The sequence below is a fragment of the Shinella kummerowiae genome (assembly GCF_009827055.1).
GTDB classification, from domain to species: Bacteria; Pseudomonadota; Alphaproteobacteria; order Rhizobiales; family Rhizobiaceae; genus Shinella; species Shinella kummerowiae.
The window spans coordinates 381,317-393,087 of the sequence record NZ_WUMK01000008.1; the positions used below are offsets into that span (position 1 = coordinate 381,317).

Here is an 11,771-nt window from a genome sequence, read left to right on the forward strand (position 1 = left end):
TCGTTCTTTCATCTGATGTCGCCGGCGGGATGGTGGCAATCGGCTTGGACATGCAATAACACCATCCCAGACCCGCTTTGAAAAGAGCCGGACTCTTTTGAAAGAGACGGCAGGCAGTCCGGAAGAATTCTCGTGGCAGAACAGTTATTACTCGGCATCGATACCGGCGGCACCTATACGGACGCCGTGCTCTACAGCGAAACCCACGGCGTGGTGGCCCGCGCCAAGGCCCTCACCACCCGCCACGATCTTTCCGTCGGCATTTCGGGGGCGGTCGAAGCGGTGCTGGAGCAGGCGAAAGCCGCGGTTTCCGCGATCGGCCTGGTGTCCCTGTCGACGACGCTCGCCACCAATGCGCTGGTCGAGGGGCAGGGCGGCCGCGCCGGACTGGTGATGATCGGTTTCGGCCCGGACGACCTGAAGCGCGACGGGCTTGCCGATGCGCTCGGCAACGATCCGGTGCTGTTTTTGCCCGGCGGCCACAATGTGCATGGCAACGAGACGCCGCTCGACATGACGGCACTGGACGAGGCGCTGCCGACGCTGTCGCAAACCGTCTCCTCCTTCGCCGTCGCCGGTTATTTCGCCGTGCGCAACCCGGCGCATGAGCAGCGCGTGCGTGACCGCATCCGCGAGGTCTCGCATCTGCCCGTCACCTGCAGCCACGAACTGTCCTCCAAGCTCGGCGGCCCGCGCCGCGCGCTGACGACGCTGCTCAATGCCCGCCTCGTCTCGATGATCGACCGGCTGATCGGCGCCTGCGAGGATTATCTCACGCGCCGCGGCATTCATGTGCCGATGATGGTGGTACGCGGCGACGGCGCCTTGATCTCGGCGGCCGAGGCGCGGCTTCGGCCGATCGAAACGATTCTCTCCGGCCCGGCGGCAAGCCTTGTCGGCGCGCGTCACCTGACGGGGCTCGACAATGCGGTCGTCTCCGATATCGGCGGCACGACGACGGATGTCGCGGTGCTCGATGGCGGCCGGCCGAAGCTCGATGCGGAAGGCGCCGTGGTTGGCGGCTACCGCACCATGGTCGAGGCTGTCGCCATGCGGACCTTCGGGCTCGGCGGCGATTCGGAGGTGCGCATCAACGATCGCGGCCTGAAGGCGAAGATCGATCTCGGGCCGCGCCGCTTCCTGCCGCTCAGCCTTGCCTCCGCGCTGCATCCCGATGCCATCCTGCCCGTGCTGGAACGCCAGATCCGCACGCCGCATGTCGGGCGCCACGACGGGCGTTTTGCCGTGCGCACCGGTGTGCCGGAGCGGCTGGCGAGCGGGCTTCAGCCGCAGGAACAGGCGCTCTACGACAAGATCGGTGCGGCGCCGCTGCCGCTCGACGGGCTGCTCGTCACCACGCTGCAGAAGGCGACGCTCGACCGGCTGGTTGCCCGTGGCCTCGTGCATCTCTGCGGCATCACGCCGTCGGACGCCATGCATGTGCTCGGCGGGCAGGGCCAGTGGGATGCCGCCGCCGCCCGCCTCGGGCTGGAACTCGCCGCGCGCACCAAGGACGGCACCGGCCGGCCGATCGCCGAAAGCCCGGACGTCCTGGCGCGGCTCATCGTCGACCGGCTGACCCGCCAGTCGGCGGATGTCATTCTCTCTGCCTGCCTTGCCGATGACGGGGTGGGCACGCTCGATCCGGCCAATTCCATTTCCATCGACCGTGCGCTTCACCGCGTGCCGGGCATCGTGACATTCCGCGTGGCACTCGACCGGCCGCTTGTCGGCCTCGGCGCATCGGCGCCGGTCTATTATCCCGATATCGCTGAAATGCTGGGCGCCGAATCGTCCATTCCGGCCGATGCCGGCGTTGCCAATGCCGTCGGCGCGGTCGTCGGCCAGGTGCGGGCCATAGTGACGGTCTTCGTAACCATGCCGGAGGACGGCGTCTTCATCGTCAATGGTGCGGGTGACAGTGTGCGCCTGATCGACGAGGCCGCGGCCTTCTCGCTCGCCAAGGAACGGGCGGTGACGGCGGCGCTGCATTCCGCCCGCACCAATGGTGCGGATGAACCGGTCGTGACGCTGTCGGAAGAAATCGACGCGCCGGAGGTGGAGGGCAGCCGCAAGCTCGTCGAGGCGCGTTTCACCGCCACAGCCAGCGGCCGGCCGCGCATCGCCGACGAGGCATAAGTACGATTTTTTCCGTCAGGGAATAAATTCTTTATGCCTTTGCCGAATTGACTATGAATGAAAGCTCCGGAAAGTGGGACCATTCGGGATACTCCCCCTTGTCCCGCCATTCGGAGCCTTTTCAGATGACTTTTACCGAAAAAGCCGGTCTTTCGATCGACAGTGCCCTTTATGACTTTATCGTCACGGAGGCCCTTCCCGGCACGGGCGTGGACGCCGAGCGCTTCTTTGCCGATTTCTCCGCCATCGTGCACGACCTTGCGCCGGAAAACCGTGCGCTGCTCGCCAAGCGCGACGCGTTGCAGGAAAAGATCGATATCTGGTATCGCGCAAACGGCGCGCCATCGGACATGGCGGCCTATGAGGCGTTCCTGCGCGAGATCGGCTATCTGCTGCCGGAGGGCGGTGACTTCACGGTGACGACCGACAATGTCGATCCCGAGATCGCCAGCCTCGCCGGCCCGCAGCTCGTCGTGCCGGTCATGAACGCCCGCTACGCGCTGAATGCCGCCAATGCGCGCTGGGGTTCGCTCTATGATGCGCTCTACGGCACCGATGTCATTGCGGAAACGGACGGCGCGGAAAAGGGCAAGGGCTACAACCCGAAGCGCGGCGAGAAGGTGGTTGCCTGGGCCAAGGCTTTCCTTGATGAAGCTGCGCCGCTTGTCGACGCCCGCTGGGCTGACCTGACGGACATCGCGGCCGGCGCGGAACTGCGCCTGATGGCGGGCGACCGTGCCGTTTCGCTGAAGCGGCCGGAACAATATGCTGGCCATGCGGAACATGACGACTGGCGCCACGTCCTGCTCAAGAACAACGGGCTCGGCATCGAGATCATCCTCAACCGCGACTGGGAGATCGGCAACACCGATCCGGCCGGCATTGCCGGCGTCAATATCGAGGCCGCGCTGACGACGATCATGGACTGCGAGGATTCGGTTGCCGCCGTCGATGCCGAGGACAAGATCCTCGTCTATCGCAACTGGCTCGGCCTGATGAAGGGCGACCTGAAGGAGAGCTTCCAGAAGGGCGGCGAGACGGTCGAACGCAAGCTCTACAGCGACTTCACCTATACGGCGCCCGATGGCGCGCCCTTCGAGGTCAAGTGCCGCTCGCTGATGCTGGTGCGCAATGTCGGTCACCTCATGACCAACCCGGCGATCCGCGACCGCGACGGCAACGAGGTGCCGGAAGGCATCATGGATGCGATGGTCACCGCGCTGATCGCGCTGCACGACATCGGCGTCAACGGCCGGCGCAAGAATTCGCGCGAAGGCTCGATGTATGTCGTCAAGCCGAAGATGCACGGACCGGAAGAGGTGGCGTTCGCGTCAAAGCTGTTCGGCCGCGTCGAGGCGGCGGTCGGCATGGCGCCGAACACCATGAAGATGGGCATCATGGACGAGGAGCGCCGCACGACGGTAAACCTCAAGGAATGCATTCGCGCCGCCAAGGAACGCGTGGTCTTCATCAATACCGGCTTCCTCGACCGCACCGGCGACGAGATCCACACCTCCATGGAAGCCGGCCCGATGATCCGCAAGGGCGACATGAAGCAGGCCGCCTGGATTGCGGCTTATGAGAACTGGAACGTCGATATCGGCCTGGAATGCGGCCTGTCCGGCCATGCGCAGATCGGCAAGGGCATGTGGGCCATGCCCGACCTGATGGCCGCCATGCTGGAGCAGAAGATCGCCCATCCGAAGGCCGGCGCCAACACCGCCTGGGTGCCGTCGCCGACCGCCGCGACGCTGCATGCCACGCATTACCACAAGGTCAATGTCGCAGAAGTGCAGGCGATGCTGCGCTCGCGCCCGCGGGCCAAGCTGTCCGACATCCTGTCGGTGCCGGTCGCCGTGCGGCCGAACTGGACGCCGGAGGAAATCCAGCGCGAGCTCGACAACAATGCGCAGGGCATTCTCGGTTACGTCGTGCGCTGGGTCGACCAGGGTGTGGGCTGCTCCAAGGTGCCTGACATCAACGATGTCGGCCTGATGGAAGACCGCGCGACGCTGCGCATCTCCGCGCAGCACATGGCGAACTGGCTGCACCACGGCGTGGTGACGGACGTGCAGATCATCGAGACGATGCAGCGCATGGCGGCCGTCGTCGACGGGCAGAATGCTGGTGATCCGCTCTACCAGAAGATGGCCGGCAATTTCGACGGCTCGATCGCTTATCAGGCGGCCCTCGACCTCGTGCTCAAGGGCCGCGAGCAGCCGAACGGTTACACCGAGCCGGTCCTGCACCGCCGTCGTCTGGAGCTGAAGGCGGCGAACGGCTGATAGCGAGAGGCTGCCGAAGCAATCCGGCGGCGCGGCCTGCCGACAAGGGCCGCGCACCTTTCCGCCGTCATGGTCGGGCTTGACCCGACCATCCACGCTCCGGGTGCGGCGGTGGATCCTCGGCTCAAGGCTGAGGATGACGTTGGTGGGGAGGTGAGCGTGGTACCCATCAGGGGCCATGCAAAGTACAAACGAAAGAAGCCGCCGGATCGCTCCGGCGGCTTCTTTCGTTTGTAGATGACGTCCGCTTACTGCTGGACGACGACGCGGGCGCCCTTGCCGGGGCGGACGCGCTTGTAGAGATCGATGATGTCCTGGTTCATCAGGCGGATGCAGCCCGACGATGCGGCCGTGCCGATGGACGCCCATTCCGGCGTGCCATGCAGGCGGAACAGCGTGTCCTGACCCTTGTCATTGAAGAGGTAGAGCGCGCGCGCGCCGAGCGGGTTCTTCAGGCCCGGGCCCATGCCGTCCTTGACGTAGCGGGCGACTTCCGGCTTGCGGTCCGCCATTTCCTGCGGCGGATGCCAGTTCGGCCATTCCTGCTTCCAGGCAATGTAGGCCTCGCCCTGCCAGGCAAAGCCCGACTTGCCGACGCCGATGCCGTAGCGCACGGCCTTGCCGCCGGGAAGCACGTAGTAGAGGAAGCGGTTCGGCGTGTTGACGACGATCGTGCCGGGCTTTTCCTTGGTGGTGTAGTCGACGATCTGGCGGTGGAACTTCTCGTTCACCTTGCTGATCGGGATTGCCGGCAGGGCATAGCCGTTGTCCTCAACAGGGCCATATTCCGATGTAAAGATAGCATTCGTCGCCACCTTTTGGCCCGGAAGGGACACGGGGGAAGAAGAGCAACCGGCGAGCGTGACGGCCGCTGCGAGGCCGCACAGGAGGAGGGCATTGCGGAAGCGCATGTGATTCTCTTGGAAAAAGGAATTAAGAAGTTCCGGGACGCGGAGCTTTCATCGACTATGGTTTATTTTCGATTAAACCAGTCAATGCAAGTCTGCGCGCCGACGCGCGGGCTCTAGCCAAAGCAAAAAGCCGGCGGATTGTTTTTTTGCAACAACAATGCCCGGTAACCTGCCGCTTTCGCCACACCCCAGCCATGCCAAGCATGCCTTGGCGCGTCGTTCAATGGTCAAGCTTCATGCCTGCATCGAAGCCGCACAGGTACCGCGGCATGCGGTTAACGAAGTCTTTTCCCGATTGCCCATCAGCCTGCCACCTTAACTTTTTCCCGGCCGGAAAACCGTTTCGCGGTAAAATGCGATTCGCCGAGGTTTCCAGACATGACGATCGTATCGCTTCACAACGACAATCCGCTGCTCGATGGCCGCCAGTCGGAGCGTGCCATGACGGTGCGCCGCGGCGTGCAGCGCATGCTGGCGGAGATGCGCCATGCCGTGCTGCCCGAACTGACGCTGGCGAGCGGCCGGCGTGCCGATCTGATCAGCCTGTCCGACAAGGGCGAGATCTGGATCGTCGAGATCAAAACCTCGATCGAGGACTTCAAGGTGGACCGCAAGTGGCCGGACTATCGTCGCCATTGCGACCGGCTGTTCTTCGCCACCCATAAAGAGGTGCCGCTCGACATCTTCCCGGAAGACTGCGGCCTCATTCTCTCCGACGCCTATGGCGCGCACATCATCCGTGAGGCGCCGGAACACAAGCTGACGCCGCCGACGCGCAAATCGGTGACCTTCGCCTTTGCCCGCGTTGCCGCCGGGCGGCTGCTGCTGGCCGAGTTTTCGATGGATGCCCGCAATGACGGGCCGGATATCTCGGCCATCGTCTCCGGCCGGCGCGACGAGCCGGCTTAGGCCAGCTGATCGCCAGCCTAGGAAAAAATCGTCGTTGCGCCGGTGACATACAGAATGGCCACGGTAACGACGACGCAGACCACCCTTTTGCTCTTCGCCAGTGCCGCCGTGCCAAGCAGCACATAATAGATCATGTTGAGGCCCGCCCAGAGCGCGATATCCGACGGCGACCATTGTCCGGTGACGGCGGAGATCACGTTCGGGATCTGGGTGATGAGGTTGCTGGCCAGCACGCAGAACACCACAACGGGCCGGTGCTCCATGATGTGGTTGTCCAGCGTGTCCTTCTCCGTGGCCTTCGGAAAGACCTGGGTGGCGGCGAAATAGTAGAGCAGGGCGACCAGCGCCACGGCGAGCGCGGTGAGATAGCGCACGTCGGGCAGATCGCGATAGGCCCAGGCATTCATCCAGAAGGTGATGAGATCGACGAGGAGCAGCGTGCCGAACAGCGGCGCGACGATGCCGATCCGGCGCGTGCTGCGCTCGTCATAGGCGCGCGAAAAGCCGGAGACGACCTCGGCGACGGCGAGACCGAGCAGCAGGCCGTAGAAACCGAACATGAAGCCGAATGCGTCGCTCACGGAAGTCTCCGGACAGGTTGGAAGCCGCGTCGACGATCGTCGTCCCGGCGATCGTCGTGGTGCTCAAGCGTGCATAGCAGCCGACGCGCCGAAGAAATCGACTATTTTAGGGTTGGTTTCGCCTGGGCGCCGACTGATCCCAGGGGACTATTTGGGCGCGCGCTTGGCGAGGATGCGCTGGAGCGTGCGGCGGTGCATGTTGAGGCGGCGGGCCGTCTCGGAAACATTGCGGTCGCACATTTCATAGACGCGCTGGATATGCTCCCAGCGCACGCGATCCGCCGACATCGGATTTTCCGGCAGCTCCACGCGTTCGCCCGGGCGCTGCGTCAGCGCGGCAAAGATGTCGTCGGCATCGGCCGGCTTGGCCAGATAGTCGACGGCGCCCAGTTTTACGGCGTTCACGGCGGTGGCGATGTTGCCATAGCCGGTCAGCATGATGATGCGCGTGTCGTCGCGGCGCTGGCGGATGGCGGCGATCACGTCGAGGCCGCTGCCGTCGCCGAGGCGCAGGTCGACCACCGCGTATTTCGGCGGGTTGGTCTTGGCCTTGGCAATGCCTTCCGCCACCGATTCAGCCGTATCGACGGCAAAACCGCGCGTTTCCATGGCGCGCGCAAGACGGCGCAGGAAGGGGGCATCGTCATCAACCAGGAGAAGCGACGGATCCGGGCCGATATCGTCTGCTGCGATGCTGTGCGTGTCGGTGTTTTCTGCCATTTTTGGTCTTCCGCGGCCGATTTTTGTCCATTCTTGATGGAGATCAGCTTATCGCCCGTAAGTGGGGGCGGGTAAAGTCATTTTGCACCCTTTGCCTCCATGCGGGCCCGCGGCCAATCGACCGAGACACGCGCGCCCGGCCGGTCGCCCGTGCGGTTGCCGAAGGTCAGCTTGGCGCCGGAGCGCTCCAGCAGGGTCTTGGCGATGAACAGCCCGAGACCCAGCCCGCCCGCCCGTTCGTCGCGCTGGCGCTTGGTGACATAGGGGTCGCCGATGCGCTGGAGAATGTCTGCGGCATAACCGTCGCCGTCGTCCTCGATGACGATGGTCACACGCTCCGGCGTGTGGTCGACGGTGACGGTGACCTCCTCGCGGGCGTGGTCCACGGCGTTTTCCAGCAGGTTGCCGAGCCCGTAGAGAATGCCGGGATTGCGGTTGCCGACCGGCTCGCCGACGCGGTCGCTGTTTTCCACCAGGTTGAGCCGGATGCCGAATTCGCGGTGCGGCGCCAGCACCTCCTCCAGGAGCGAGGAGAGCGGCAGCACCCGCATATGCGCCTCGTCCTCCGTCGACAGCGTCGTCAGCCGGCGCAGGATGTCGCGGCAGCGCTCGCTCTGGCTGCGCAGCAACTGCACGTCTTCCCTGAAGCGCTCGTCGCTGCCGAGTTCGCGCTCCATCTCGCGCGCCACGACGCTGATCGTGGCCAGCGGCGTGCCGAGTTCATGGGCGGCGGCGGCGGCAAGGCCATCGAGCTGCGACAGGTGTTTTTCCCGCTGGAGAATGAGCTCGGTCGCCTGCAGCGCATTGGACAGTTCGGCCGCCTCCTGCGACACGCGATAGGAATAGAAGGCGGCGAAGGCGGTGGTCGACACGATGGCGAACCAAAAGCCGGCCGTCAGGATGGGCGGGACGACGAGCAGGGTGCCGGGAAACCACGGCAGCGGGAAGGGCGTGAAGGCGAGCGCCGTGATGCCGAGGAAGGACAGGAAGCCGAGCGGCAGGCTGAAGCGGATCGGCTGCAGCGACGACGAGATGATGACGGGCACGCAGACGAGCGGCGCGAACGGATTGGCAAGGCCGCCGGTAATGAAGAGCAGCGCCGTCAGCTGGCAGAGGTCGAAGGCGAGCAGCAGGAAGGCGGAGGCGGGCGTCAGCCGGTGCGCCGGCGGAAAGCGCACGGCAAGGAAGAAGTTCACCGCCGCCAGCAGCGCGATCAGCACGGCGGCCGGCAGCAATGGCAGCGGAAATTCCAGCCACAGGCCGACGACGATGACGCTGATCGTCTGGCCCGCCACCGCCAGCCAGCGCAGGCGAATGAGCGTTTCGAGGCGCAACCGCCGGCCCGCACCCTCGAACTCGATGTCCTGATATCCTGCCATGTCTTTTCCTCTAGGCTCCAGAGCATTTGCGCAATTCCGGCCGCAAGACCGCTTCACGCTTTCGCTGGATTTGCTTCTATGTACCGCGCGGTTTGACGCGTGTCGTCGGCATGGCCTCGGCCGGGTCTTCCGGCCAGGGATGTTTCGGATAGCGCCCGCGCATGTCGGCCCTGACGTCGCGCCACGAGCCGGCCCAGAAACCGGGCAGGTCGCGCGTCGTCTGGATGACGCGGTGCGCCGGCGATTGCAGCTCCAGCAATAGCGGCAGCCGCCCGCCGGCAATGGCCGGATGCTGCTTCAGCCCGAAGAGTTCCTGCACGCGGATTTCCAGCACCGGTTCGTCGCCATCGTAGCGGATCGGATGGCGCTGGCCGGTCGGCGCCTCGAAATGGGTGGGCGCCAGACGCGCAAGATCGCGCTGGATGTCGTAGGGCACCAGTGCCATCAGCCCCTCCTGCAGGCTGCCTGCCCTGATGTCGTCGATGCCGCGCGTCGCCTCCTGGAAGGGCACGAACCAGGTGTCGAGCGACGCCAGCAGCGCCGCGTCGCTGGTATCCGGCCAGGGGTCGCCGATCGAGCGATGAAGAAAGCCGATCCGGTCGCGCAACTGCGCCGCCTCGCGGGAAAACGGCAGGACCTGAAGGCCGAGCTGGCGAATGCCGTCGGCGAGCGCCGCCGCCGCCTTCGCGCCGGTCGGGCGCGGCAGCGGCGCCTCCTCCAGGTTCATCGCACCGAGGCGAACGACCCGGCGCGCGCGGACCTGCCGGCTGGCGCGGTCGAAGACGCATTGGTCCTCGCGCACAATTGTCCCGGCGAGGGCGGCCTCCACCGTGGCGCGGTCGATTTCGGCGGCGGCGAGAATGCGCTGGCGGCCGGCCTGACCCGTCAGGTCGGCGACGACGATCATGTCGCAGCCGGCAAGCCGCTCGGTCTCCAGCAGTTCCGCGCCGCGCCCGTTCGCCATGACGAACCGCCCGCGGCCGCCCCGTTGCAGGGCAACCCGGTCGGGAAAGGCATGCAGCAGCAGGGCGCCCGGCGTGCTCGCCCCAGCCGCCTTTGTCTTGCCGAACCCCTCGGCCATGCGGCTCGCCAGCCGGCGGGCGGCGTCTGCGCGCTCGCCGCGTTCGTTGGAAAAACGCCGCAGACGCTCCTCGATATCCACGGCCGGGCCGCCGAGCCCCTGTTCCGTCAGCAGTACGGCGAGGCGCGCGGCCGCCGCCTGCTCGCCGTCGTCCGCGGCATGCAGGATCATGGCGGCGAGCCGCGGTGGAAGGGCGAGGTCGCGGATGCGTTTCCCCGCCGGCGTCAAGGCACCGGTCGCGTCGAGCGCGCCGATGAGGCGCAGCAGGCTGCGTGCCTCCTCAAGTGCTGCGGCCGGTGGCTGGTCGACGAGGCGGAGCGTTGCGGGATCTGCAACACCCCAATGGGCGAGGTCGAGCACGAAGCCGGACAGGTCGCTGGACAGGATCTGCGGCGGCGTGAAGGCGGGCAGCGCCGCCGTCTGGCCGGCATGCCAGAGCCGGATGGCGATGCCGGGCTCGGTTCGCCCGGCGCGGCCGGCGCGCTGGTCGGCGGAGGCGCGCGACACGCGCACCGTCTCCAGCCGCGTGATCCCGGTCGCCGCCTCGAAGACCGGCAGGCGTTGCAGGCCGCTGTCTATGACGATGCGCACGCCGTCGATGGTGATCGACGTTTCGGCAATCGACGTCGCCAGCACGATTTTGCGCGTGCCGGCCGCTGCGGGCTTGATGGCCGCGTCTTGTTCCTTCTGGCCGAGATTGCCGTAGAGCGGCACGACCATGGTCTCCGGCCCGAACCGGCCGTCAAGGCGTTCAGCGGTGCGGGTGATCTCGGCCTGTCCGGGCAGGAAAGCGAGGATCGAGCCGCTGTCGTCACGATGCGCCGCGACGATGGCGCGCGTGACGCTATCTTCGATGCGCTCGCCCGCCGGCCGGTCCTGGTGGCGGATCTCGACGGGAAAGCTGCGTCCCTCGCTGAGGATGACCGGTGGATCGTCGAGCAGCGCCGCGACCCGCGCGACATCGAGCGTCGCCGACATGACGAGGATGCGCAGGTCCTCGCGCAGCGCCGCCTGCACGTCGAGCGCCAGCGCCAGGCCGAAATCCGCATCGAGCGAGCGCTCGTGGAATTCGTCGAACAGCACGGCCGCGATACCGGGCAGTTCCGGATCGTCGAGGATCATCCGGGCAAAGACGCCCTCCGTCACCACCTCGATGCGCGTCCTTGCCGAGACTTTGTTGTCGAGCCGCATGCGATAGCCGACGGTGTCGCCCACCCGTTCGCCGAGCAGGGAGGCCATCCGCCCCGCGGCCGCGCGCGCCGCCAGCCGCCGTGGCTCGAGCAGGATGATCCTGCCATCGCCGCGCCAGGCCTGGTCCAGCAGGAAGAGCGGCACCAGCGTCGTCTTGCCGGCGCCGGGCGGCGCAGACAGCACGGCGCGCGGGCCGGCGGAAAGTGCGGCGCCAAGATCGGCCAGGACGTCCGTCACCGGGAGTTTCGGGAGTGTATCGGAGAGAGACGCCATTATCGTGCCTGCGCATGGATGGGAGATGCCGCTGCCCTCTATAGAGCCGCAGGTCTGTCCCCTGTCTGAATAGCCCGCGGGATGGCGCGGTAAAAGGGCGAAAGGCCACGATGGCGCCCTGAAGGCACGTTAAACGGTGGCCGGAAGAAATTTTACCACCTGGACAAGATTTTTGGCGCCGAGATCCCCATCAGAGAGGACGTTTTGAGTCTGCCGGAAAGAATACATGTTTAAAATCAATATCTTGCTGGTTTTCTCATTTTTTATGAAATCCCCTGTTGACGTGTCTGCATGGGTGGGCT

The 11,771-nt window shown here is 65.7% G+C and carries 8 protein-coding genes; 3 read left to right on the plus strand and 5 right to left on the minus strand.

What is annotated here, in order from left to right; translation table 11 throughout:
- The first annotated feature begins 132 nt into the window (after positions 1 to 132).
- Positions 133 to 2,139 carry a hydantoinase/oxoprolinase N-terminal domain-containing protein gene (locus GR138_RS22085; protein ID WP_160861420.1) on the plus strand — a complete coding sequence of 669 codons (2,007 nt, stop codon included), beginning with the start codon at positions 133 to 135 and terminating at the stop codon, positions 2,137 to 2,139.
- Between the two features lie 125 nt (positions 2,140 to 2,264).
- Positions 2,265 to 4,424 carry a malate synthase G gene (locus GR138_RS22090; protein ID WP_160861421.1) on the plus strand — a complete coding sequence of 720 codons (2,160 nt, stop codon included), beginning with the start codon at positions 2,265 to 2,267 and terminating at the stop codon, positions 4,422 to 4,424.
- A gap of 248 nt (positions 4,425 to 4,672) precedes the next feature.
- On the opposite strand, the gene GR138_RS22095 is transcribed toward GR138_RS22090, so the two are convergent.
- The gene (locus tag GR138_RS22095; protein WP_160861422.1) at positions 4,673 to 5,335 is read right to left on the minus strand and encodes a L,D-transpeptidase; all 663 of its coding nucleotides are present in this window, start codon (positions 5,333 to 5,335) and stop codon (positions 4,673 to 4,675) included.
- A 378-nt stretch (positions 5,336 to 5,713) separates the two neighbouring features.
- On the opposite strand from GR138_RS22095, the gene GR138_RS22100 reads away from it, so the two are divergent.
- The gene (locus GR138_RS22100) at positions 5,714 to 6,244 is read left to right on the plus strand and encodes an MmcB family DNA repair protein (protein ID WP_160861423.1); all 531 of its coding nucleotides are present in this window, start codon (positions 5,714 to 5,716) and stop codon (positions 6,242 to 6,244) included.
- A 17-nt stretch (positions 6,245 to 6,261) separates the two neighbouring features.
- On the opposite strand, the gene GR138_RS22105 is transcribed toward GR138_RS22100, so the two are convergent.
- From GR138_RS22105 to hrpB, 4 genes are all read right to left on the minus strand, one after another.
- A complete protein-coding gene (locus tag GR138_RS22105; RefSeq protein WP_160861424.1) occupies positions 6,262 to 6,825 on the minus strand; it encodes a hypothetical protein in 564 nt (187 codons plus the stop codon).
- A 147-nt stretch (positions 6,826 to 6,972) separates the two neighbouring features.
- Positions 6,973 to 7,545, minus strand: coding sequence for an ActR/PrrA/RegA family redox response regulator transcription factor (locus GR138_RS22110; protein WP_160861425.1), 573 nt, complete (start codon positions 7,543 to 7,545; stop codon positions 6,973 to 6,975).
- A 77-nt stretch (positions 7,546 to 7,622) separates the two neighbouring features.
- Complete coding sequence (locus GR138_RS22115) at positions 7,623 to 8,924, minus strand: ActS/PrrB/RegB family redox-sensitive histidine kinase (RefSeq protein WP_160861426.1); 1,302 nt, start codon at positions 8,922 to 8,924, stop codon at positions 7,623 to 7,625.
- A gap of 76 nt (positions 8,925 to 9,000) precedes the next feature.
- Complete coding sequence (gene hrpB, locus GR138_RS22120) at positions 9,001 to 11,469, minus strand: ATP-dependent helicase HrpB (protein ID WP_160861427.1); 2,469 nt, start codon at positions 11,467 to 11,469, stop codon at positions 9,001 to 9,003.
- Positions 11,470 to 11,771: the final 302 nt, after the last annotated feature.